A 22,810-nucleotide genomic window follows, 5' to 3' on the forward strand; every position below is an offset into this window, starting at 1 on the left:
AATATAGGTGCTTTGACCTGGGGTGCTAACGCGGGGAGTTCGAGCGGTTCGTCATCGCTTGCTTCCTTGCTCTGGCAGCTCTGGACCCAAGCGGTGGGCTCCTGCGGTGCCAACGGAATCTGCCCAGGCGGACCGCGCTGACCACCCCGATCGCTATCGGCTCCGGCCCTCGGTCCCGGATGTGAGAGAGGGTGAGGGTGACGTGGACGCCGCGCGGGATCCCATGATGGTGCACCCGGGGAGGGGGTCAACCGTGCCCGCCGTCATCCAGTCCGGAGCAGGATCTCTGTGCCGAGCCCTCTTGCAGGTCAACGCGGCTGGCTGACTGTCCTGCTCTTTCGCCCGGAAATGCTAGCAGCGCGTCCCCAGGGAGACTCGTCGCTCGCTGCTGGTGGGATCGGATCCCGTTCGTCAGTGCTTCCAGCTCCGTTCAGGGGAAGGACAGACGGGCCAGTTCGGTGCGGTTGGTGACGCCGAGCTTCGGGAACGCTCGGTATAGGTGATGGCCGACCGTTCTCGGGCTGAGGAACAGTTTGGCCGCGATCTCTCTGTTGGTCGCGCCCGATGCCGCCAGACGCACTACCTGCAACTCCTGCGCTGTGAGTGCGGCCGCCGTCTTGGGTTCGACGTGTGGTGTACCGGCGCCTGCGGCCTGGAGTTCAATGTGTGCGCGCGCTACCCACGGGCGTGCGTCGAGCCGGTCGAAGGTTTCGAGCGCCTGCCGCAGGTGGGTGCGGGCCTCGCCGGGGTTTCGCTCTCGTCGTAGCCATTCGCCGTAGAGCAGGGCGGTGCGCGCATGGTCGTACCAAAGACCTTCGGCTGCTTGTAGTTTCAGCGCACGGACGTAGTCGTCACCGTTGGAGTTCAGCAGGGCCCGGCTGCGCAGTGCGATCGCCTCGGCGAACGGCGAACCGAGTGCGAGAGACCAGCGTTCGATCTCCGCCATCGCCGGTCCCGCGCGATCCGGCTGGTGCGCGCGCACCGCCGCCTCGACCAGATCGCGAAGCAGGTGCAACCAGTGACCGCGGATCCGGTTGGGCGTTCGGTGCAGGGTATCGAGGCGGTCGAGTGCGGTTTCGTAGCGGCCGAGGCCCAGATCCAGGACGCTCAGCGCCCATTCGTTGTGCACGTGATCGATGAAATTGTCCTGGCCACGGGTTCGGCGTGGATATCCGATCAATTCCTGGCACCGTGCCTCGTCACCGCGGATCGCGGCGATGAGAGCGAGATAGCCCTCGCCCGAGGCCATCGTGTTGCCCTGACCGATATCTCGCGATATCCGGAGAGCCTGGGTCACCATGTCCTCGGCCTCCCAGAGTCGGCCGAGCATGAGTTCCGCACTGCCGAGGTAGATCGCGGCGATCGAAAAGCGCGCGATCATGCCCTGGTTCTGCGTGAAGTCCAGCGCCCGTTGTGACAGCGTGCGGACATCCTCGAGATCACCGATCAGCATTGCCTGCCCGGCGGCGACGAGCATGAGCGCCGGATCGGCGGAGTGATGGCCGACGGCGATGGTCGCCCGAATTTCGGTGATGCCGCCGGTCAGGTCGGCGTCGGCATGCAAGCGCAGGGGACCGTTGATGGCGGCGAGCAGCGCCATGCGCTGATCTGGTGGCAGGTGCAGGGTTTCGAGTTTCCGGCGGGTATCGAGCGCGGTCGCGGGGTCGCCCATGATCCAGGAGGCGTGGCATGCCTCGATGTAGAGCGGACCTGCCCGCTCGGGTTCGACGATCGCGACATCGTCTGCCGCGGCGAACAGGGCATCGCGTGACTTCCGGAGATTGCCCGCTTCGAATTCGATCGATGCCTCGACCCAGAGCAGACGCGCGCGGCCGCCGAGATCGAGCGGCAAGCGCTTGGTTTGCCGGGCGAGCTCCCCGGCGCGCTGGTATCGGCCCGCCGCTGCGGCCCATTCGGTGGCCATGAGCATTCGGCGGCCGCGAGTCTCCTGATCGGGGGTGAGCGCCGCAGAGCGCTCCATGGCGGCGGAGGCCGCGGCGTAACCGGTCCGGTTCACCGCTCGGACCGCAGCCGATTCCAACTGGTCCGCGACGTTCTCGTCCGTCCCGACGGTGGCGGCCGCGGAATGCCAGGCACAGCGGTCGGCATCATCGGCGCACGCCGCCGCCAGGGCTGCGTGCACGGCTTGCCGCTCCTGGAAGGTGGCACCGTAGTAGACGGCGGCCCGGACCAGCGGGTGCCGGAATCGAATCGCCTGCGCCGAAATGTCTATCAGCCCAGCGCACTCGGCCTCAGCGACCGCGTCGCAGTCGACTCCGAGCCTTTCCAGTACCAGTCGCGTCAGTAGCGGGTCGCCGGCTGTCTCGGCAGCGGCGACCAGCAGCCCGGTCCGGGCCGCGCCGGAGAGCTCACCGATCTGCTGCTGAAACCCACTCGACAAGCGGTGCGGCAGCGGGAGCGGCCCGATGGGCAGCGCATCGAGATCCATGCGCGGAAGTTCCAGCAGCGCCAACGGGTTTCCCGCGGCTTCCTGCAGCACGCGCGTGCGCATCTCGCGATCGAGACCGGGCCAGGATTCGGTCAGCAGTCGACTGGACGTGGCGGTGTCCAATGGGGGGGAGATGAATCTTTGGTATGCCGCGCAGGCTGTCGTCCGAGCGGCTGGCGAACAGCAGCACGACGCCTTCGGCACCGAGCCTGCGCGCGGTGAAGCGCAGCGCTTCCGCCGAGGCGCTGTCGAGCCATTGGACATCGTCGATCAGGCACAACACCGGCTCGGCTTCTGCCAGCTCGGCCAGAAACGACAGCGTCGCCAAACCAACCAGGAATCGATCCGTCGGCCGCGCCGCGCCGATGAGCCCGAGTGCGGTGCGCAAGGCATCGGCCTGCGTCGGCGGGAGTGCCTCCAGGAGATTCTGGTCCAGGTAGTGGGGTACCAATAGTTCGCGCAGTCCGGAAAACGGGAGTTCCGAATCGCCTTCGACTCCGGCGCAGCGCAGAACCCGCCACGTGCCGTCCGCGAGCTGGGTAGCGCGATCCAGCAGGGCCGTTTTCCCCGCACCGGGTTCGGCGACGATACCCAGCGCGGCACTCTGTCCGCGGCGACCGTCGCTCACCAGTGTGCTGATTCGCCGTTCTTCGAGGTCTCGGCCGTACAGCATGCCGATAACCTATCGGCGGCGGTGAAGGTTCAGCAAACCAGGAGCGCGCCGAGAAGCACACTCGACCAGCACCTACTTAGTACATCTGACGGATAGCGCGCGCAGGCCGGCGCTCCATACCGTCGCTGTGTGACAGCCGGCCCCCGGCTCGGCTTGTCCGGTACGTAAACAGCTACAACACAAGGAGCAAGACATGAAGGCACACGTGAGCTCGATCCTGCTCGGTGTCCGAGACATGGACCGCGCCAAGCAGTTCTACACCGAGGGGCTCGGCTGGAAGATCCAGAACGACTTCGGCATCTCGGTGTTCTTCGCCTCCGACGGCGCCTCCCCGGTCGGCTTCTACGGGCGCGAGGGTCTGGCCGGTCAGGTGGGTACGGACCCGGAGGGCAGCGGCTTCAGCGGGTTGGTGCTGACCTACGTCGTCCGCAGCGAGGCGCGGGTCGACGCGGTCATCGCCGAGGCCGAAAAGGCCGGCGCCACGGTCCTCAAGCCCGCCGGTGCGCTGCCGTGGGGTGGCTACGGCGGCACCTTCGCCGACCCGGATGGCTATGTCTGGAGCATCGGCTACAGCGACCAAGGGGCCGACCAGCCCTACGCCGAATAACCAACACTCCACAGCCAGCGGCCGCCGAATCTTCTGGATCGGATCACCGGTGGTGATCGTGGCGACGAGTTCGCGGGCCTGTTTGGGCGACAGGAACTGTTTGACGCCAGCGGGAATCAGCTCCAGCAACAGCCGACACAATGTCGTCGTGCGGGTGCGGGCGAGTTCGTCGCGCCGGTCGACGAGCTTGCCCAGCGCCACCAGTGCCGGATCGGCTTCGACGCGCCGCAGATGCGTGCGTGAAGTGCGGAGAGCGCGACTGGGTGCGCGTCGACCGGGTCGGTCTTGCGACCGTTGCCGGTGGCGAACACCCGCGCCTACGCCGACAGCTTCGACAGCACACCTAAGGGGGTCAGCGGCAGGCGGACGAAGGGGTAACGGGCGGAGCGGAACTGAGGTCACAGAACATCCGTACCGGCCGAACTTCGGGGATGATCTCGGCGAGGAGCAGATGCATCCGGGAAGGGATCTACGAGAATCGAACGGGAATCGGTATCCGCCGGTGACTCGGATGCCAGCCGAACGGTTCATTCCAGTGATCCATCGTGCTCGACAAGCCGATACTGAATCAATGAGCCAGCCGACGAACGAACACGTGCAGGACCCGTCCGTCGATGAGGCCGCTGTGCGAGAGGATGTGCCCGATGTCGAGGCCGCTCCGATCGAACACCCACGCGTCGCATCAACTGTGCGCTCGGCCAGCGTCACGTTCCCCGCACTGAAGTAGGTGCCTTCGGCGCGCCTGCTCTGCAGGTGCTCTGAGCTGGGGTGTTAGCTGACAGCAACCCCGGATGAAACGAACCTGCGCCCGGCGACCTGGGGTTTCTCTGTTTCTGTGGTTGGGTACTTGGTGTGGGTACCCGGCCTGACCTGTGTAAAGGTCAAGCCTGGTGGGCGCCCCCGGCGGGGATCTATGCAGATGGGAACAGTACCGACCAGCATCTTCTTGCCTGGCAACTGGTGATCGAAGCTGAATTCGCCCTGGCCAGCAACAAGCGCTAGGAGGTCAACCGGCCTTCGAGCGCCGAAGGTTCAATGCCAGGGAAATTGCGCGGTATCGGGCTGTGCTTTGACCGATTTCAGGGCTTGTCTGCTGGCCAGGACGACGGCGTCGGCGTAGCTGCGGCACGTGTCGGCGCTTGTCATCGCGAGTCGTAGCGGTTCGAGCTGTTCCGCGGTCGGGGGTGCAGGGACTTCTCCGGGCTTCCTCACCCTGGCAGCAGCCGTGGTGAGGACCTCCAATGCGGCATCGGTGTCTCCGGTGACCCCGAGTGCCGTGGCATGGTTGTAGGCATCGAGGCGCCAATGCTCGCCTTCGACACGGCTGCCCGCCCAGTATTTCGGGCCTGGCCGCTTGGCGTCGGCCAACAACGCCAGGTGTTCGCGATCGTCCTCGGGGTCGCAGAACAGTTCCGACACCACGTGTTGAGCGGACCGGGCGATCGAATCGGTCTTCTCGAGCACCGACGTCCGATCGACCTCCAGGTTCACCGATGTCGGAATATCGCTGCGGCCACCCCAACCCATCACGAAGGTGTTTCCCTCCAATGGGTAGCTGTCTGGGTGAATCGCCCCGGGTTTCATGCACACCCTCTTTTTTGAGAGGATGGGCACGAGATGCCTGCGAAGTACGACGAAGTGACCAAGGCCAAGGCTGTGCGGCTGGTTGTCGATCATCGTGACGACTACGACAGCGAGTGGGCTGCGATCAAGGCGGTGTCGGCCCGGCGGGGGATGACCGCGGAGACGCTGCGGAAATGGATCCGTCAGGCCGCGGTCGATCGGGGTGAGGCCGAGGGGACCTCGACGGAGTCGGCGCGGATCATCCGGGAGCAGAAGCGCAAGATCGCCGAGCTGGAGCAGACGATCGAAATCCTTTCCGCGGCAACGTCTTTTTTCGCGCGGGTCAACGACCCGCGACACCGTTAGTGTGTGAGTTCCTCGCCGAGCACAAGGCCCGGTTCCCGATTGCGGCGATGTGCCGGGCGTTGACCGGCCAAGGCATCACGATCGCACCACGCACCTTCCACGCGTGGGCCCGGCGGGCGCCGTCGAAGCGGGAGTTGTGGGACACCGCCCTCACCGAGGTCCTGGCCGGGATCTACGAGCCTGATGAGCAGGGCCGACGCAAGCCGGAATGCTTGTACGGGGCCGAGAAGATGTGGGCGCATCTGCAACGTCAGGGGATCCCGGCGGCTCGATGCACGATCGAACGGTTGATGCGCGTCAACGGCTGGAAAGGGGTCGTGCGGCGCAGGAAGGTTCGCACCACCGAGGCCGATCCGGCGGCGTCGCGGGCACCGGATCTGGTCGATCGCCATTTCCGGGTGGCGGCACCGAACATGCTGGTCGTCGCCGATTTCACCTACGTCGCCCTGGCCGGAGGCGGGTTCGTCTATACGGCGTTCGTGATCGACGCCTACGCGGGGCGGATCCTGGGCTGGGAATGTGCGACCAGCAAGGAATCGGTGTTCGTGGAATCGACGATCCGTCAAGCCGCTGCTCTGCGGTTGCGTGAGGGAAATCCGTTGGGTCGCAGTACTGTTCACCACTCCGATGCCGGTAGTCAATTTCGCTCCAGGAAGTTCTGCAAACTATTGTCCAACAACGGTTTACGCGGCTCCACGGGCCGGGTGGCCGCATGCGCGGACAACGCCGCCATGGAATCTTGGTTCGCGCTACTGCAACGCAACGTACTCGACAGAAAGCGTTGGGCCACAAGAGAAGAACTCCGGCTGGCCATGGCCGTCTGGATCGAACGCACCTACCATCGACGCCGCCGCCAACGAGGCCTCGCACGCCTGACCCCGATCGAGTATGAGACCCTGAACCAGGCCCCACTCGCGGCCTGAAACCACCCCCACCCGCGAGTCAACTGATCTCGGGGCAGTCCCAAGTAGCCCACGTCGCGGGAGTACGTGTCGATGGTGCCCTTTGACCGGTTGGCGCGCCGGAGTTCGGTGATGAAGTTCTCGAGAAGCTCGGGGATGGCGTCGAGATCCTGCCCCATCTCACGAGTCTAATCTTGAAAAATCCCTTGGCGTTTGAGCGTTGTGAGGTATGGGTATTGGTGTAACTGCCAGCGTTTTCGCTGGTCAGCCACCCGATGCGCCCCCGGCAGGAATCGAACCTGCGACCTAGGGATTAGAAGGCCCTTGCTCTATCCAACTGAGCTACGGAGGCAGTGCGGGCATCGGCGGTGATGCGGGCTCCAAACACCTTGACCCAAATCGATCTCGGTGTCCAGCGCGTTAAGTATAGCGAGCGTCCAGATCAGGGAAGGTGGGTCGCTTAGCAACTGTTCGGCGCGTCGGGCGGGGTGTGCGGACCGGAGGACCGGAAACCCTGGGGGAGTCCGGATGGGCGCTCCGAACTACGCTGGGGCCATGTCGTCAGCGCAGGGACCGGCCGCAGAATCGGACGTTTCGGTCAGGGGGTCGGGGTCGGGGGTGAGGTTCGCGGCGATTGCGGCGCTCGGGGGCGCGGCGGCTGCGCTGGTGGCGGCGCTGGTCGTGGCGCTATCGGCGGCGCAGGCGCTGACGCTGCTGGGGATTCCGGATCCGGGGCCGTTGACTACGTACGGGTTGCCTGCGGTGCGGGCCGTGGCGGATTTCGCGGCGGCGTTGACGGTCGGGTCGCTGTTGTTCGCGGCGTTCTTCGTGCCGCCGCAGGGCAGTGGGGTGCTGGATGTCGGGGGGTATCGGGCGCTGCGGCGGGCCGGGAACGCGGCGCTGGTGTGGGCGGGTGCGGCGGCTTTGCTGGTGCCGTTGACCCTTTCGGACACCACCGGGCAACCGCTGGTGGATTCGCTGCGGCCCGAGCAGGTGTGGCGGGCCGCGGACAAGGTCGATGTCGCCGGGTCGTGGCGGTTCACCGTGTTCATGGTGGTGGTGCTGGCTGTGGGCTGCCGGGTCGCGTTGCGCTGGGGCTGGACGCCGGTGCTGCTGTGGCTGTCGGTGCTCTCGCTGCTGCCGGTGGCGCTGACCGGGCACTCCTCCTCCGGCGGCGCGCACGACCTGGCCACCAACAGCCTGATCCTGCACCTGGTTTCGGCCTGCTTCTGGGTGGGCGGACTGTTCGCCGTGCTCGCCTACGCGTTGCGGGACGGCAAGTACACCGCGCTGGCGGTGCGGCGGTTCTCGAAAGTGGCGACCGTCTCATTCGTGGTGATCGCGGTCAGCGGTGTGATCAACGCCTATGTGCGAGTGCCGTTGTCGGAGCTGTTCACCACCACCTACGGCGAACTCGTGCTCGCCAAGGCCGCGGCGCTGATCGTTCTCGGTGTCATCGGGTTCATGCAGCGGCGGCGGGCGATCCCGGATCTGGAGCGCGATTCGCAGGATCGTGGGGCGCTGATTCGCTTCGCGGGGGTCGAGGCGCTGGTCTTCGCGGCCACCGTGGGACTCGCGGTCGGCCTGGGCCGCACCCCGCCGCCGGATCTGCGCACGGTGCCCACCCCGACCGAGGTCGAGATCGGCTACAACCTGGCCGGTCCGCCGACCGCGGCGCGCCTGGCGTTCGACTGGCGCTTCGATCTCATCTTCGGCACACTCGCCATCGTGCTGGCCGTGGTCTACCTGCTGGGCGTGCGGCGGCTGCGCAAGCGCGGCGACGCCTGGCCGGTCGGTCGGACCATCGCGTGGCTGTGTGCCTGCGCTACGTTGTTGATCGCGACCAGTTCCGGGGTCGGCCGGTATGCACCCGCCATGTTCAGCGTGCACATGGCCCAGCACATGATGTTGTCCATGCTGGCGCCGATCCTGTTCGCGTTGGGCGGTCCGGTGCTGCTGGCGCTCCGGGCAATTCAACCGGCCGGTCGGGATCAGCCGCCGGGGCCGCGCGAATGGATCCTGGCCGCCGTGCACAACCCGGTGTCGCGCTTCATGACCCAGCCCGTCATTGCCGCGGTGTTCTTCGTGGCCGGGTTCTACGCGCTGTACCTGGGCGGCATCTTCGACAAGTTCGTGGGCGCGCACGGCGCGCACCTGTTCATGAACCTGCACTTCCTGATCAGCGGTTACCTCTTCTACTGGGTGGTGATCGGGATCGATCCCAAGCCGCGTCAGGTGGAGCCGCTCACCAAGCTGGGCATGGTGTTCGGCTCGCTGCCCTTCCACGCCTTCTTCGGTATCGCCCTGATGAGCATGGACACCGTGCTGGGCGGTTGGTTCTATAGGAGTCTCGGCCTCGGCTGGAACAGCGATCTGCTCGGCGATCAGCACACCGGCGGTAGCCTCGCGTGGGCCAGCGGTGAGGTGCCGCTGGTGGTGGTGATGCTCGCGCTGCTCATCCAGTGGTCGCGCAGCGACACCCGCCTGGCGAACCGGATGGACCGCAAGGCCGAACGTGACGACGACGCGGATCTCAGCGCGTACAACGCCATGTTCGCCGAGCTCGCCCGGCGTGACGGAGAGGTACGTAAGTGAACGACGTCGCCATGGCGACCCGGAAAGTCAAGCGGCTCTACCGATCCGACGTGCGCCAGGCCCGCCGCCTGCTGCGCGGGCACACCCGCAAGACCCCCGTCTTCCACACCGACATCCTGGGCCCGCGCGGCCCGGTCCCGGTCACGCTCAAGCTCGAACACCTGCAGTACGGCGGCACTTTCAAGGTGCGCGGCTGCCTGAACGCGCTGTTGCAGGCGCGGGGCGACCAGACCAGCGTGGTGCTGGCCTCGGCCGGGAACGCCGGGATCGCGGCCGCGCTGGCCACCGCGCTGCGCGGAATGTCGTGCACGGTGGTGGTTCCCGAATCGGCCTCGCACACCAAGGTGGCGGCCATGTGGTCGCACGGGGCCGAAGTGCTGTGGCACGGAACGACTTACGCCGAGGCGCACAAGTACGCGCGGCAGCTGGCCGCCGAGCGCGGGGCCATGCCGCTGCACGCCTACGACCTGCCCGAGATCGTGACCGGGGCCGGGGTGGTCGGGCTCGAGATCGAGGAGCAGGTGCGCGGGCGGCCGCCGGTGCTGGTGGCGGTCGGGGGCGGCGGTCTGGTGGCCGGGGTCGCGGTGGCGCTGGGGCTGCGCGGGCGGGTGATCGGGGTCGAGCCGCAGGGCGCGCCGACGCTGCACGCGGCGCTGGCGGCCGGGCATCCGGTGGATGTCACGGTGTCGAGCGTGGCCTCGGATTCGCTGGGCGCGAACCGGATCGGCGATATCGCCATGGAGGTGGCCGAGCGCTACGGGGTGCGGTCGGTGCTGGTCAGCGATGACGCCATCGTGATGGCGCGGGAGTACCTGTGGCGGGAGTTCCGCATCGTGGTGGAGTCGGCCGGCGCGACCGCGGTGGCGGCGATCCAGAGCGGCGCGTATTTGCCCGCGCCGGGGGAGCGGCCGGTAATCGTGTTGTGCGGGGCCAATACCGACCTCGCCACGCTGTAGTTATCATCCACACCCCGCGTGTTATCCACACTCGCCGGAGAACGCCTGTCGTCGTGGCGGCTGCTGGGCGAACCTTGATTCGACGGAAAGCAGTTACTCGAATCGGCAAGGGGGAGTGGAATGTACGAGGCGAATACCGCGGTCATCGGCCGGATCGTCACCCATCCGGTGCGGCGCGCATTGCAGAACGGGGAGCAGGTCCTGAGTTTCCGGCTGGCCAGCACCGCCCGCCGCTACGACGCGGAGGCCGGGGACTGGGTGGACGGAGGCACCCTGTATCTCACCGTAAGCTGTTGGCGACGGGGGATCGTCGAGGGAGTCGAAGCGTCACTGCAACGAGGTGATCCGATCATCGCGTACGGGCAGCTGCGCTCGAACGAGTACACCACCCGAGACGGCGCGGAGCGCACCGACCTCGAGATGCGGGCCCTGGCACTGGGTCCCGACCTGGGTCGTTGCACCGCCCCGGTGGTGCGCAAAACCTTCGGTCGACCCGACCGGACCGACCCCGTGCAACGGCCGTCCGCGGATGCGGGCACTGCCGGAGAACCCGCTACTACACACCGTTAGGCTTGCCCATATGGCTGAGTTCATTTACCAGATGGTGAAGGTGCGAAAGGCGCATGGCGACAAGGTCGTGCTCGACAATGTGACCTTGAACTTCCTTCCCGGCGCAAAGATCGGTGTCGTCGGCCCGAACGGCGCGGGTAAGTCCAGTGTGCTGAAGATCATGGCGGGACTGGACCAGCCGAACAACGGTGATGCCTGGCTCGCGCCCGGCGCGACGGTCGGCATCCTGCAGCAGGAGCCGCCGCTGAACGAGGAGAAGACCGTTCGCGGCAACGTCGAGGAGGGCCTCGGCGAGATCAAGGTGAAGCTGGACCGCTTCAACGAGATCGCCGAGCTGATGGCCACCGACTACTCCGACGAACTCATGGAGGAGATGGGCAAGCTCCAGGAGGACCTGGACCACGCCGATGCCTGGGATATCGACTCCCAGCTCGAGCAGGCCATGGACGCGCTGCGCTGCCCGCCGCCGGACGAGCCGGTCACCAACCTCTCCGGTGGTGAGCGCCGCCGCGTCGCGCTGTGCAAGCTGCTGCTGGCCAAGCCCGACCTGCTGCTGCTCGACGAGCCCACCAACCACCTCGACGCCGAGTCGGTGCTGTGGCTCGAGCAGTTCCTGGCCTCCTACCCGGGCGCTGTGCTGGCCGTCACCCACGACCGGTACTTCCTCGACAATGTCGCGGAGTGGATCCTCGAGCTGGACCGCGGCCGCACCTACCCCTACGAGGGCAACTACTCCACCTACCTGGAGAAGAAGGCCGAGCGCCTCGAGGTGCAGGGCAAGAAGGACCAGAAGCTGCAGAAGCGCCTCAAGGAGGAGCTGGCCTGGGTCCGCTCCGGCGCGAAGGCGCGGCAGGCCAAGAACAAGGCGCGTCTGGGCCGCTACGAGGAAATGGCCGCCGAGGCCGAGAAGATGCGCAAGTTGGACTTCGAGGAGATCCAGATCCCGGCCGGTCCGCGCCTGGGCAATGTGGTCGTCGAAGTCGAGCACCTGGACAAGGGCTTCGGCGACCGGCAGCTCATCAAGGATCTGTCGTTCACCCTGCCGCGCAACGGCATTGTCGGCGTCATCGGCCCGAACGGTGTCGGTAAGTCGACGCTGTTCAAGACCATCGTCGGCCTCGAGCAGGCCGACAGCGGCTCGGTGCGGGTCGGCGACACGGTCAAGCTGAGCTACGTCGACCAGAACCGCGGCGGCATCGACCCGAACAAGACGGTGTGGCAGGTGGTTTCCGACGGGCTGGATCACATCCAGGTCGGCCAGGTGGAAATGCCCTCCCGCGCTTACGTTTCCGCGTTCGGCTTCAAGGGCCCGGATCAGCAGAAGCCGGCCGGTGTGCTCTCCGGTGGTGAGCGCAACCGCCTGAACCTGGCGCTGACCCTCAAGCAGGGCGGCAACCTGATCCTGCTCGACGAGCCCACCAACGACCTCGATGTCGAGACCCTGAGCTCGCTCGAGAACGCGCTGGAGAACTTCGCCGGCTGCTCGGTGGTCATCTCCCACGACCGCTGGTTCCTCGACCGCACCTGCACCCACATCCTGGCGTGGGAGGGCACCGAGGACAACCCGGCCTCCTGGTTCTGGTTCGAGGGCAACTTCGAGGCCTACGAGGCCAACAAGATCGAGCGTCTGGGCCCGGAAGCGGCTCGCCCGCACCGCGTCACCCACCGCAAGCTCACCCGCGGATAACACCCGACTCCAACCGATCCCGCTGCTCGGTCGCCACCCACCGGGTGGGGACCGAGTCGGGACGGGCTGGTCCCGAGCCTGGGACAGGGGCGATGCGGCGCAAGGATGGCGGTGGGGCCCGCTCACCGATGGAATGCGGCTGGCGGTGAGCTGACGGTGTACGAAAGTTGCTGTGCGGCAGGGGGAGTAGGTTGTCCGATGGCGGGTCGCCCGTGGCCCGCCGAGGAGTGACTCTGCGAGGCGAGTGCGCGAGCGTGTGAAGGTGGCCGATTGGTCGGCTTTGTGTTGGTCTAGCGATCATTTGCTGGAGGGTTCGCGTAACGCCGGATGGCGGGCCGGAGCCGAGATCGTTAACGGCTATCGAGCGGCGAACTAGGTGGTTTCGCATTCGCACGTTTGCGTGAGTTGTGTTTTGGTGCAAGGTTTGTCGTGGGCGACCTGGAGGTTTCGGGTACGGCTAGAGCGCCGCGAACCGTCTGGTTTGTCCGTATTGTGAGACGCGGCGCGGCATTGAGAGGAATTCAGCCCGGCACATCTTGCGCCCAGCTACTCTCGCATCGGCGTCACTTTGTTACGGAACCGAATCCGAGGAGTTGGCGAAATGACGGTCTCGTCCGAATTGTCCAGCGCAGCCTGGGCTGCGAGTTTGCCCGCGTCCCTGCGCGGCAATCTGGTGTCCCTGGAGGAGGCGTACTTCCGACACGTGGACGCCGGGGACGCGGACTGCGCCATCCCGACGACCTCCACGCATATCTTCCGCTGCCACGTCGATCTGGCCGTCCAGCGCACCCCCGGCACCGCGAATGTCCGTGTGTACCAGGCGGATGACGAGGCCGGGCTGGGCGTCGCCATCCAGTTGGTCACCGACGACATGCCGCTGCTGGTGGAGTCGGTCACCTCGTCGCTGAGCCGCATCGGCGTCAGCGTCAGCGAGGTCGTGCACCCCATCTTCGAGGTGACCCGCGACGCCGCGGGCCGCCTGGAAACCGCGGTGCCGCACGAGGTCGACGGTAATGGATCCACCGGCCTGCGCGAGTCCTGGATGCACGTCCAGCTGCATCCGGCCACCAGTCGCGCCCAGCTCGACCGGATCGAGGCCGCGCTGCCCGACGTGCTCACCGACGTGCGCCGCGTCATCGAGGACACCGAGGCCATGCGCGAGGCCCAGGAACGCGTCGCCGGTGAACTCGACGCGGCCGCCGCCACCGGCAGATCCGCCTTCCCCGCAACGGATCTGACCGATTGCGCCAGTCTCATGCGCTGGCTGGCCGACGGCCACTTCACCGTGCTCGGCTATGCCCGCTACGAGCGCAGCACCGTGGACGGCCTGGCCAAGTCCATCATCGTGCCGGAGACCGGCCTCGGCGTGCTGCGCCCCAATTTCGGTGTCGGCACCGACTTCCGGGTCCCCGACAACAGCGGCGACCAGCCGCTGCTCATGCTCACCCAGGGCCTGGTCCCGGCCACCGTGCACCGTGCGGTCTACCCCTACTTCGTCGGCGTCGCCGAAATGGACGAATCCGGCGCTGTCGTGGGCGAGCACCTGTTCATCGGCGTCTTCACCGTCACCGCCCTGCACGAGAACGTGCTCGACATCCCGGTCATCGACCGCCGGGTGCGCTCCATCATCGAGGCCAGCGGCTTCGACCTGGACTCCTTCTCCGGCCAGGAGATGCTCGAGGTCATCCAGTCCTTCCCCCGCGCCGAGCTGTTCTCCTCCGACGGCGACGCGCTGCGCCGCACCGCCAGCGCGGTCCTGAACGTCGGTATGCGCCGTCAGGTCCGGCTGTTCATGCGCATGGACGGCTACGGCCGCTTCGTGGCCTGCATGGTCTACCTGCCCCGCGACCGCTACACCACGCGCGTCCGCCTGGAGATGCAGGACATCCTGATGCACGAGCTGGGCGGCGCGTCCATCGACTACTCCGCGCGCGTGTCCGAAAGCGACCTCGCCAGCGTGTATTTCACGGTCCGGCTGCCCGACCAGAGTGCCGCCGCCGACACCTCCGAGGCCAACCGCCTGCGCATCCAGCACCTGCTCGCCGAGGCCAGCCGCACCTGGGACGACCACCTGCGCGACGAGGTCGCCACCTCCGCGGTGCTGGATCCCGCCGTGGCCCAGCGCTACGCCGAGGCCCTCCCGGAGAGCTACAAGGAGGACTTCGGACCCACCCGCGCCGTGGCCGACATCCTGCGGCTGCAGCGTCTGGCCGAGGGCGGCATCGACCAGCACCTCTACCGCCACGCCGACTCCGTGCCGGGCGCTGGGCGTTTCACCCTCTACATCGGCGGCAGCGGCATCTCGCTGAGTCAGGTGCTGCCGTTGCTGCAGAGCCTCGGCGTCGAGGTGATCGATGAGCGCCCGCACCAGCTCGAGCTGGATCGCGGCCCGGAGCAGTGGGTCTACGACTTCGGACTGGTGGCCCGCCCGGAACTGCTGCGCAGCGCCCTGGACCGCAATATGGACGCCGAGCTGGTGGAGGCCGTGGGCCGCCTGGACGCTCTCGACGCGCAGGTGCGCGGGCTGCGCGAGCGCTTCACCGACGCCTTCGACGCCCTCTGGTACGGCCGCGCCGAGGCGGACGGCCTCAACGAACTGGTGCTGCGTGCGGCCCTGGGCTGGCGCACCATCTCGATCCTGCGCGCGTACTCGAAGTACTTGCAGCAGGCCGGTTTCCCCTACAGTCAGGCCGCGATCACGCGGGTGCTGCTGACGTATCCGGAAGCGGCCAGTATGTTCGTGGATCTGTTCGCGGCCCGTTTCGATCCGGACTCGGCCGATCCCGATCACGCCGCCGAGTTGGAGGCCGCGGTGCGCCACCGTATCGACGAGGTGGTGAGCCTGGATGCCGACCGGATTCTGCGGGCCATCCTGGGGCTGATCAAGGCGACCCTGCGGACCAACTACTACGTGACCGATGCCGAGGGCAGGACGCGGGATTACCTGTCGTTCAAGGTGGAACCGCAGGAGATCGTCGAATTGCCCAGGCCCAGGCCACAATTCGAGATCTTCGTGTATTCCCCGCGGGTGGAGGGCGTGCATCTGCGGTTCGGTCCGGTCGCGCGTGGCGGATTGCGCTGGTCGGATCGGTTGGAGGACTTCCGGACCGAGATCCTGGGTCTGGTCAAGGCCCAAGCGGTGAAGAACGCGGTCATCGTGCCGGTCGGCGCGAAGGGCGGCTTCGTGGTCAAGAATCCGCCGGCGGCCACCGCGGACCCGGTCACGGATCGGCAGGCGCTGCAGGCCGAGGGCATCGCCTGCTACCGCACGTTCATTTCCGGTCTGCTCGATGTCACCGACGATGTGGACCGCGCCACCGGTGCGGTGCTGCCGCCGGCGCGGGTGCTGCGCCGCGATGGTGACGACACGTATCTGGTGGTGGCCGCGGACAAGGGCACCGCGACGTTCTCCGACATCGCCAATGATGTTGCGCAGTCCTATGGTTTCTGGCTCGGTGACGCGTTCGCCTCGGGTGGTTCGGTGGGCTATGACCACAAGGCGATGGGCATCACGGCCAAGGGCGCGTGGGAGAGCGTGAAGCGGCATTTCGCCGAGATGGACATCGATACCCAGACCCAGGACTTCACCGTGGTCGGTATCGGCGACATGTCCGGTGACGTGTTCGGCAACGGCATGCTGCTCTCGCGCCACATCCGCCTGGTCGCTGCGTTCGACCACCGCCATGTCTTCCTGGACCCGAATCCCGATGCGGCAGTGTCGTTCACCGAGCGTGAGCGCATGTTCGCCCTGCCCCGCTCCTCGTGGGCCGACTACGACACGTCCCTGATCAGCGCGGGCGGCGGGGTCTACGACCGCACGGTCAAGTCGATCCCGATCAGCGACCAGGTGCGCAAGGTGCTCGGGCTGGATGCAGATATCACCGCGCTCTCGCCGCCGGAGATGATCCGCGCGATCCTGTCCTCCCCGGTGCAGCTGCTGTGGAACGGCGGCATCGGCACCTACATCAAGGCGAGCACCGAGACCAATGCCGATGTGGGCGACAAGTCCAATGACGCGGTCCGGGTGAACGCGAAGGACCTGCGGGTCAGGGTGATCGGTGAGGGCGGCAACCTGGGTGTCACCGCGCTGGGCCGCATCGAGTTCTGCCGCTACGGCGGCAAGATGAACACCGACGCCCTCGACAACTCCGCGGGTGTGGACTGCTCCGACCACGAGGTCAATATCAAGGTCCTGCTCGACGGCGTGGTCTCGAGCGGTGAACTGCCCGAGTCCGATCGCAACCCGCTGCTGGCCTCCATGACCGACGAGGTCTCCGCACTCGTGCTGCGCGACAACGTCTCCCAGAACATCCTGATGGGCATGTCCCGGGCCGAGGCCCCCCACATGCTCAACGTGCACCAGCGCGTCATCGAGGATCTGGAGGAGCGCCGCGGCCTGGACCGCGAGCTCGAGGCGCTGCCCAGCGACTCGGAGATGAAGCTGCGGATGGAGCAGGGCACCGGCCTCAACTCGCCCGAGCTGTCGAATCTGATGGCGCACGTGAAGCTTTCGCTCAAGGCCGACCTGCTGGCCAGCGATCTGCCCGACAGCGTGTACTTCTCGGCGCGGCTGCCGCAGTACTTCCCGACCGCGCTGCGCACCCGCTTCGCCGCGGCCATCAAGCGGCATCGCCTGCGCCGCGAGATCACCAGCACCATGCTCGTCAACGAGGTGGTGGATCTGGGCGGCATCACCTACGCCTTCCGGCTCGGCGAGGAGATCGGGGCGTCGGCCTCGGACGCGGTGCGCGCCTTCACCGCCGCCACCCAGATCTTCGACCTGAATTCGGTGTGGACCCGGATCCGCGCCGCGGACGTCTCAACCCGCATGAAGGACGGGCTGGAGCTCGAGACCAAGCGCACCCTGGACCGCGCCTCGCGTTGGCTGCTCAACAACCGCCCGCAGCCGGTCGCGGTGGGCGCGGAGATCCACCGCTACGCCCAAGGGGTGCGCACGCTCTCGCCGAAGGTGCCGGGCTGGCGGCGCGGCCACCACATCGACACCCTCAACGACCAGTGCCAGGCCATCGTGGATCAGGGCGCGCCCAGCGAGCTGGCCACCGAGGTGTTCGGGCTGCTGAATCTGTTCCCGCTGCTGGATGTGCTCGATATCGCGGACATCACTGACCGCGGCGGTGAGGAAGTGGGTGCGCTGTACTACGCGCTCAACGATCACCTCAAGATCGATTGGCTGTTGCAGGCGGTCAGCCACCTGGAACGCGGTGATCGCTGGCACGCGCTGGCCCGGCTCGCATTGCGCGACGACATGTACGGGTCGCTGCGCTCGCTGACACTCGACGTGCTCTCCGCGGGTGACCCGGAGGAGACGGCCGAGGAGAAAATTGCATACTGGGAGTCGAAAAGCCAGTCCCGGTTGGGTCGCGCACGCAGTGCCCTGTCGGAACTGTTCGAATCCGGAACCCACGACCTGGCCACGCTGTCGGTTGCGGCGCGGCAGGTGCGCAGCATGGTGAGCGGGGTGGGTGCGCAATCGGAGGTACCGCGTTGACGAGTGTCGGTTCGCTGAACGGCCATGCCAAGACGGCCCACAGCCTGGGGCAGCCCCAGGTCCCGGCCGAGCCCAAGCGTTTCCACACCAAGGTGGAGGTGCGCTGGTCGGATATGGACGCCTTCCAGCACATCAACCATGCCCGCATGGTCACCCTGCTGGAGGAGGCTCGGATCCCGTGGCTGTTCACCGATGAGCGACCGACCGTCAAGCTGCGGTCCGGCTGCGTGCTGGCCGATCTGCGGGTTCAGTACAAGGGCCAGCTCCGGCACGAGGATTCGCCGCTGGACGTCTCGATGTGGATCGACCGGCTGCGCGCCGTGGACTTCACCGTCGGCTACGAGGTGCGCGCCGCCGGCGCCGCCCCGGACTCCCCGCCGGCGGTGATCGCCTCCACCCAGCTCGCCGCCTTCGACATCGACACCCAGCGGCTACGCCGCCTCACCGCCGCGGAACGCGACTACCTGGCGCTGTGGCTGGCCGACTGACCGAGAACGACCGTTGTCGGAACTGACCCTGCACGTTCCGGATCCTGCGGAACGCGAGAACCTGGCCACCTTCATATCGCACGCTCTGCGCCTCGACCCGGCGGCGGTGATCCGGCTGCGCCGCCGCGGCGACCGCTACGTCTCCGCCTGGGCCGCCACCGGATTCGAGGCACTGGCGGTGCGCACCGTGGTGGCCGAGCTCGGGATGGACGACGTGACGGTCGGCGGGGACACGATCCTCGCCGGCCTGCACGGGCCAGAGGCCGGTCACGCCTTCGGTCTCGGCTACGCCATGGATTCGGCGTGGCGAACCGCGCTGCCGCCGGAGGCCGGGTTCGTCCACATCGACGACGTACCCGCGCGCATGCTCGTCGAATTGGCCGAGCGCGGAGCCGAACTGGCGCAGGAGCACGGTAGCCAGCACGGCCCGCCCGCCGCGCTGTTGGACCAGACGGTGCTGACCGTGTCCGGCGGCGGCGAGCGGGTCGAGGTGCCCATGCGCGTGGTCTTCGCCCTTGCCGCCATGGATTTCATTCCGCACGGCGGGGAGAAGACCGCCTCGCGGCGCATCTCGGTCGACGAGATCGTGCGGGTGCGCGCGGCCCGGACCTGGCTGCGGTTGGACGCCCGCTACGGTTCGGTCGCCCGCCGCCGCGGTCCGGCCCTGCCGCTGCTGCCGCGCTGATCGCCTGGTTCGCGCGCTGATGCCCCTGTTTGTGCACTGAGCCCTCTTTCGCGTACTGATTCGGCCCGCCCCGAATGCGCGGGGCACCGAATCTCCTGGCTCGTACCGCCTTTCGGGCCCGGCTACGGTCGAATCGGATCGAACGCAACTGTCGGGGAGGCGATCACATGACGATCCTGAGGAGCATTCTGGCGGGCGTGGCACTGGGCATTGCCCTGCTGGCACCGGCTTTCGCGCCCGTGGTGGGTGGATGAGACGCCGTCGGCGGCGAGTGGCCGCCCGGCGCGGTTCGGGACTACGTTGGCGGCATGAGCGATGCCGCGATCGTGACCGAGTGGATCGACCTGAAGGTCGGCGAATCCGTGATGACCGCCTATGCGGCCCGTCCGGCGGAGCCGGGGCGGTACCCCGGAGTCGTTGTGGCACACGAGATCTACGGTCTGCACGGCACCGCCCGGGCCGCCGTCGAGCGGCTGGCGTCGCTGGGCGTCGTCGCCGTCATGCCGGACCTCTTCCACCGCGCCGACCCGCGCGCGGAGCTGGAACTGCACGTCGATCGTGACCGCGGCCTGGAACTCCTGCGCACCCTGAGCCGTCCCGGCGTGGTCGACGACGTCTCCGCCTGCCTCGACGAACTGCGTCGTCGCGATGTGGTTTCGCTGAACATGGTCGGCTTCAGCGCGGGCGGGCACGCCGCCTACTATGCCGCGACCCAGCTGCCGCTGGCCGCCACCGCCGCGTTCTACCCGGGCTGGCTGACCGATACCGATATCCCGCTGTCTACGCCGGAACCCACCGTGGAAGCCACGCCCGGCATCACCGGCCGGGTCGTGCTGTTCTTCGGCGGCGCGGATCCGCTGATCGATGCCGAGGCCCGCGATGAACTCGAAGAGGCCTTGAGCGTCAACGATATTCAGCACGAGATCGTCGTCTACCAGGATGCCCCGCACGCCTTCCTGTTCCCGGGGCGGGAGTCGTACCGCCCCGAAATCGCGGAGGACTCCTGGGCCCGGCTCGCGGATCTGCTGCGCGCCGGGTGAGGTCAATGCACGCCGAGCATCCGCAGCCCCGCGGTGACCGCGGCGGCCGAGAGGATCACCACCAGCAACGGCGCACGCTTCCACGCCAATCCGGCCGCGACGAGCACGCCCGCGGGCAGCGCCCAGCCGAATTGTCCGCCACCCGTGGGCATCAGCGTGGTGACGGCCAGCGCGGTGAGCAGTACGACGGAGGCGATCTCCAGCAGCCGGATGGTCCGCGGCGAGATCTTGACCCGGCGGCGCAACAGTGGTCCGGCGAAGCGGAATGCGAAGGTGCCGACGGCCAATGCCATCGCGCCCATGAGCAGCGCCTTGGTCATCGGCGCACGCCTCGCTGAGCGGTCCTGTGAAAGACGGTACGCATCAGGCGGTCCCAGCGGTCGCGGTGGCGGTGGCCGTGATCCCGGCCGGATCGCCCGCAGCGGCGGTGGGATCGCCCGGCGCGGCAGGTGTATCGGCACCGGCGCGCCGCACGACGAGCAGCACGGCCGTGAGCGCCAGGAGCACCGGCAGGCCGGCGCCCAGGAACGGCGCGGTAGCCGCGGCCACCGCCGCACCCGCGAGAGCCGCGGTGCGGGTGAGGGGTTCACGCAGCGCCGGAATCACCAGCGAGAACAGTACGGCCGGGAAGACGGCGTCCAAACCGAACGCATTGGGATCGGGCACCACCGAGCCGAGGACAGCGCCGATCGCGGCGCCCAGCGGCCAGGCGGCGAAGACGGCGAGCCCGCACAGCCAGTAGGCGGCGCGTCGGCGGTCTCGATCCGGCTGGGCCAGGGCCATGGCCACCGATTCGTCGTTCATGACGTGGGTGCCGAGCAGGCGCCGCCAGCCGGTGCCGACCACGTCGGGCACGGACAGGCCGTAGGGCAGGTGCCGGGCATTGACCAGCAGTCCGGCCAGTACGGCCGCCACCAGGCCGCCGCCCGCGGTGAGAATGCCGATGAAGACGAATTCCGAGCCGCCCGCGACCACGGCCACACTCATGAGTACCGGCAACCAGCCGGGCAGTCCCGAGGTCACGGCGGTGGCGCCGTAGGATACGCCGATCATGGCGACTGCCAGGCAGATCGCCGCGATACCTGTGAGCACACCCCGATCGAGTGTTCGCCATGTCGAACGCATGTCTAATATAATGAACACACCGGGTCGGGTTCGTCAAAGGGGCGCCCCGGGATCCCCGGTACTGTGAACCCCATCATGACCCAGCCAGACAGCTCCCTGCCGGTGCCCGCGCAGGAGACGTCAGCGTCTTCTCGCGAGGCCACCACCGAGTCTCCGCAGGAGGCCATCGCCGCCGCTCTGCGCCGGGAGCGCGCCCGCTCCGGACTCTCGCTGACCGAGGTCGCCCGCCGCGCGGGCATCGCCAAATCGACCCTGTCCCAACTGGAATCGGGCTCGGGAAACCCCAGCATCGAAACCCTGTGGGCACTCTGCATCGCCCTCGACATCCAGTTCTCCCGGCTCCTCGACCCGCCCAGCCCTCAGGTCCAGGTCATCCGCGCGGGTGAGGCGCCCGCCCTCGCCTCCGGCCAATCCGAATACCGAATCGCCCTGCTGGCGGCCTCCCCGCCCGCGGTCCGCCGCGACATCTACCGCCTCACCGCCGAACCCGGCCACCCTCGCGAATCCGACCCGCACAGCCGCGGCGTCGTCGAACACGTCGTCCTCTGCGTGGGCCGCGCCAAGGTCGGGCCCGCCGACGCCCCGGTCGAACTCGCCCCCGGCGACTACATCTGCTACCCCGGCGACATGCCCCACGTCTTCGAAGCCCTCGAACCCGGCACCTGGGGCATGCTGATCAGCGAATACAGCTGATCCGCAAATCCCATTGCGACCCAATCGAACTCGCTGATCCGCCAGGCGCCGGCCGGGCTGGCGGATCAGGCTGCGCCCTCGCCGAGGTACTGGAGCCAGGTCGGGTCCAGCTCGGAGCTGGCCGAGAGCAACCGCCAGTGCGGGCCCTTGGGGGCGACCATCGGGTGGTGCAGGGTCCAGCCGAGTTCGCTCAGGAGTTTGTCGGCCTTGCGGTGGTTGCAGGGGGCGCAGGAGGCTACGCAGTTTTCCCACGAGTGCGCGCCGCCGCGGCTGCGCGGGATGACGTGGTCGATGGTCTCGGCCTTGCCGCCGCAGTAGGCGCAGCGGTAGCGGTCGCGGTGCATGAGGGCGGCTCGGGTCATGGGTACCCGTGCCCGGTAGGGGACGCGCACATAGTTGCGTAGTCGGATGACCGAGGGGAGCGCCACCGAGGTGCCGGCGGAATGCACGACCGGACCCTCCGGATTGTCGTGCACAGTGTCGGCCTTGTCGCAGATCAGCAGCACGATGGCGCGACGTGCGGACAGGGCGGTGAGCGGCTCGTACGTGGCGTTCAGCAGCAGCACACGACGTTTGGCCCAGGCGGGAATGGGTGCTGCGGTGGGCGGATGGTGCGAATGCTCGCGGTGGTCGCCCGGATGGGCGGGCTCGGGATGAGCGCCCGGGTGATGCTCGGAATGAGAATGTTCGGACAGCAAGTGCAGCGGAGTAGCCCCCGACCCACGATTGTGGACGTCGGCGGGCTGGAGTTGTCGATGCGTGCGCGCCTCGTGTCGGGCACCGTGCCGCTGCTTCATGGGCCATACCCCGGTTTCGTATTCGTCCGATTGTGTGGTATCTCGGCAGACTGCCACCCAGTTGACCATGAGTTGGCGCACATTGCACGGTGATTTCACACATTG

Annotated in this window: 19 protein-coding genes and 1 tRNA gene; 13 read left to right on the forward strand and 7 right to left on the reverse strand. The window is 67.5% G+C overall.

The annotated features are described in order from the left end of the window. Positions 1–430: 430 nt before the first annotated feature. Positions 431–1,924: a helix-turn-helix transcriptional regulator gene (locus NS2_RS26090; protein ID WP_172416830.1), complete on the reverse strand. Its 1,494-nt coding sequence runs from the start codon at positions 1,922–1,924 to the stop codon at positions 431–433. 162 nt (positions 1,925–2,086) lie between these two features. Here NS2_RS26090 and NS2_RS36265 point away from each other — a divergent pair, with 162 nt between their 5' ends. Beyond that, complete coding sequence (locus tag NS2_RS36265; RefSeq protein WP_158660844.1) at positions 2,087–2,308, forward strand: hypothetical protein; 222 nt, start codon at positions 2,087–2,089, stop codon at positions 2,306–2,308. A gap of 61 nt (positions 2,309–2,369) precedes the next feature. Here NS2_RS36265 and NS2_RS26095 read toward each other — a convergent pair whose 3' ends face one another. Further along, positions 2,370–3,122: an ATP-binding protein gene (locus NS2_RS26095; RefSeq protein WP_081986185.1), complete on the reverse strand. Its 753-nt coding sequence runs from the start codon at positions 3,120–3,122 to the stop codon at positions 2,370–2,372. Positions 3,123–3,315: 193 nt separating this feature from the next. On the opposite strand from NS2_RS26095, the gene NS2_RS26100 reads away from it, so the two are divergent. Together NS2_RS26100 and NS2_RS36270 are read left to right on the forward strand one after the other, a co-directional pair. Further along, positions 3,316–3,729, forward strand: coding sequence for a VOC family protein (locus tag NS2_RS26100; RefSeq protein ID WP_033090010.1), 414 nt, complete (start codon positions 3,316–3,318; stop codon positions 3,727–3,729). Positions 3,730–4,300: 571 nt separating this feature from the next. Continuing rightward, on the forward strand, positions 4,301–4,456 hold the full coding sequence (locus tag NS2_RS36270; RefSeq protein WP_155240805.1) for a hypothetical protein: 156 nt from the start codon (positions 4,301–4,303) through the stop codon (positions 4,454–4,456). Between the two features lie 305 nt (positions 4,457–4,761). Here the strand turns inward: NS2_RS36270 and NS2_RS26105 are convergent, their stop codons facing one another. Beyond that, positions 4,762–5,313 (reverse strand): hypothetical protein, encoded by a 552-nt coding sequence (locus NS2_RS26105; RefSeq protein ID WP_143161420.1) that lies wholly within the window; start codon positions 5,311–5,313, stop codon positions 4,762–4,764. A gap of 33 nt (positions 5,314–5,346) precedes the next feature. Between NS2_RS26105 and NS2_RS26115 the strand changes: the two genes are divergently transcribed. Beyond that, positions 5,347–6,581 (forward strand): IS3 family transposase gene (locus tag NS2_RS26115; protein ID WP_230464822.1). Its coding sequence is split into 2 segments (ribosomal slippage): positions 5,347–5,626 and positions 5,626–6,581, totalling 1,236 coding nucleotides; the frame shifts between segments, so codons are not numbered across the junction. Between the two features lie 257 nt (positions 6,582–6,838). On the opposite strand, the gene NS2_RS26120 is transcribed toward NS2_RS26115, so the two are convergent. After that, a tRNA-Arg gene (locus NS2_RS26120) sits at positions 6,839–6,912 on the reverse strand. A 203-nt stretch (positions 6,913–7,115) separates the two neighbouring features. On the opposite strand from NS2_RS26120, the gene NS2_RS26125 reads away from it, so the two are divergent. From NS2_RS26125 to NS2_RS26160, 8 genes are all read left to right on the forward strand, one after another. Beyond that, the gene (locus NS2_RS26125) at positions 7,116–9,155 is read left to right on the forward strand and encodes a bifunctional copper resistance protein CopD/cytochrome c oxidase assembly protein (RefSeq protein ID WP_033090013.1); all 2,040 of its coding nucleotides are present in this window, start codon (positions 7,116–7,118) and stop codon (positions 9,153–9,155) included. Positions 9,156–9,166: 11 nt separating this feature from the next. Next, positions 9,167–10,111 (forward strand): threonine/serine dehydratase, encoded by a 945-nt coding sequence (locus NS2_RS26130; protein ID WP_033090023.1) that lies wholly within the window; start codon positions 9,167–9,169, stop codon positions 10,109–10,111. 120 nt (positions 10,112–10,231) lie between these two features. After that, entirely contained in the window at positions 10,232–10,681 is a 450-nt protein-coding gene (locus NS2_RS26135; RefSeq protein WP_052086833.1) for a single-stranded DNA-binding protein, read from the forward strand. Positions 10,682–10,691: 10 nt separating this feature from the next. Continuing rightward, entirely contained in the window at positions 10,692–12,368 is a 1,677-nt protein-coding gene (gene ettA, locus NS2_RS26140; protein WP_033090014.1) for an energy-dependent translational throttle protein EttA, read from the forward strand. Between the two features lie 601 nt (positions 12,369–12,969). After that, complete coding sequence (locus tag NS2_RS26145; protein ID WP_096490682.1) at positions 12,970–17,877, forward strand: NAD-glutamate dehydrogenase; 4,908 nt, start codon at positions 12,970–12,972, stop codon at positions 17,875–17,877. A 44-nt stretch (positions 17,878–17,921) separates the two neighbouring features. Beyond that, positions 17,922–18,365, forward strand: coding sequence for an acyl-CoA thioesterase (locus NS2_RS26150; protein WP_256255932.1), 444 nt, complete (start codon positions 17,922–17,924; stop codon positions 18,363–18,365). Positions 18,366–18,378: 13 nt separating this feature from the next. Continuing rightward, positions 18,379–19,050, forward strand: coding sequence for a DUF8185 domain-containing protein (locus tag NS2_RS26155; protein WP_033090016.1), 672 nt, complete (start codon positions 18,379–18,381; stop codon positions 19,048–19,050). A 308-nt stretch (positions 19,051–19,358) separates the two neighbouring features. Further along, entirely contained in the window at positions 19,359–20,090 is a 732-nt protein-coding gene (locus tag NS2_RS26160; RefSeq protein WP_033090017.1) for a dienelactone hydrolase family protein, read from the forward strand. Between the two features lie 2 nt (positions 20,091–20,092). Here NS2_RS26160 and NS2_RS26165 read toward each other — a convergent pair whose 3' ends face one another. Both NS2_RS26165 and NS2_RS26170 read right to left on the reverse strand, forming a co-directional pair. Further along, entirely contained in the window at positions 20,093–20,410 is a 318-nt protein-coding gene (locus NS2_RS26165) for an AzlD domain-containing protein (protein ID WP_033090018.1), read from the reverse strand. A gap of 43 nt (positions 20,411–20,453) precedes the next feature. Then, positions 20,454–21,215, reverse strand: a complete 762-nt coding sequence (locus NS2_RS26170) for an AzlC family ABC transporter permease (protein WP_081986188.1) — start codon at positions 21,213–21,215, stop codon at positions 20,454–20,456. A gap of 75 nt (positions 21,216–21,290) precedes the next feature. Here NS2_RS26170 and NS2_RS26175 point away from each other — a divergent pair, with 75 nt between their 5' ends. Next, positions 21,291–21,908 (forward strand): helix-turn-helix domain-containing protein, encoded by a 618-nt coding sequence (locus tag NS2_RS26175; protein ID WP_081986191.1) that lies wholly within the window; start codon positions 21,291–21,293, stop codon positions 21,906–21,908. A gap of 65 nt (positions 21,909–21,973) precedes the next feature. Here NS2_RS26175 and NS2_RS26180 read toward each other — a convergent pair whose 3' ends face one another. After that, a complete protein-coding gene (locus tag NS2_RS26180) occupies positions 21,974–22,705 on the reverse strand; it encodes an HNH endonuclease (RefSeq protein ID WP_172416829.1) in 732 nt (243 codons plus the stop codon). Positions 22,706–22,810: the final 105 nt, after the last annotated feature.

This window comes from Nocardia seriolae NBRC 15557 (genome assembly GCF_007990715.1).
GTDB classification, from domain to species: Bacteria; Actinomycetota; Actinomycetes; order Mycobacteriales; family Mycobacteriaceae; genus Nocardia; species Nocardia seriolae.

What these genes read in the sequence shown, in the direction of transcription:
- NS2_RS26090 (WP_172416830.1), bottom strand. Translation starts at nt 1,924, where the DNA reads ATGGCCACCGAATGGGCCGCAGCGGCGGGCCGATACCAGCGCGCCGGG.
- NS2_RS36265 (WP_158660844.1), top strand. Translation starts at nt 2,087, where the DNA reads ATGCCAGGCACAGCGGTCGGCATCATCGGCGCACGCCGCCGCCAGGGC.
- NS2_RS26095 (WP_081986185.1), bottom strand. Translation starts at nt 3,122, where the DNA reads ATGCTGTACGGCCGAGACCTCGAAGAACGGCGAATCAGCACACTGGTG.
- NS2_RS26100 (WP_033090010.1), top strand. Translation starts at nt 3,316, where the DNA reads ATGAAGGCACACGTGAGCTCGATCCTGCTCGGTGTCCGAGACATGGAC.
- NS2_RS36270 (WP_155240805.1), top strand. Translation starts at nt 4,301, where the DNA reads ATGAGCCAGCCGACGAACGAACACGTGCAGGACCCGTCCGTCGATGAG.
- NS2_RS26105 (WP_143161420.1), bottom strand. Translation starts at nt 5,313, where the DNA reads ATGAAACCCGGGGCGATTCACCCAGACAGCTACCCATTGGAGGGAAAC.
- NS2_RS26125 (WP_033090013.1), top strand. Translation starts at nt 7,116, where the DNA reads ATGTCGTCAGCGCAGGGACCGGCCGCAGAATCGGACGTTTCGGTCAGG.
- NS2_RS26130 (WP_033090023.1), top strand. Translation starts at nt 9,167, where the DNA reads ATGGCGACCCGGAAAGTCAAGCGGCTCTACCGATCCGACGTGCGCCAG.
- NS2_RS26135 (WP_052086833.1), top strand. Translation starts at nt 10,232, where the DNA reads ATGTACGAGGCGAATACCGCGGTCATCGGCCGGATCGTCACCCATCCG.
- ettA (WP_033090014.1), top strand. Translation starts at nt 10,692, where the DNA reads ATGGCTGAGTTCATTTACCAGATGGTGAAGGTGCGAAAGGCGCATGGC.
- NS2_RS26145 (WP_096490682.1), top strand. Translation starts at nt 12,970, where the DNA reads ATGACGGTCTCGTCCGAATTGTCCAGCGCAGCCTGGGCTGCGAGTTTG.
- NS2_RS26160 (WP_033090017.1), top strand. Translation starts at nt 19,359, where the DNA reads ATGAGCGATGCCGCGATCGTGACCGAGTGGATCGACCTGAAGGTCGGC.
- NS2_RS26165 (WP_033090018.1), bottom strand. Translation starts at nt 20,410, where the DNA reads ATGACCAAGGCGCTGCTCATGGGCGCGATGGCATTGGCCGTCGGCACC.
- NS2_RS26170 (WP_081986188.1), bottom strand. Translation starts at nt 21,215, where the DNA reads ATGCGTTCGACATGGCGAACACTCGATCGGGGTGTGCTCACAGGTATC.
- NS2_RS26175 (WP_081986191.1), top strand. Translation starts at nt 21,291, where the DNA reads ATGACCCAGCCAGACAGCTCCCTGCCGGTGCCCGCGCAGGAGACGTCA.
- NS2_RS26180 (WP_172416829.1), bottom strand. Translation starts at nt 22,705, where the DNA reads ATGAAGCAGCGGCACGGTGCCCGACACGAGGCGCGCACGCATCGACAA.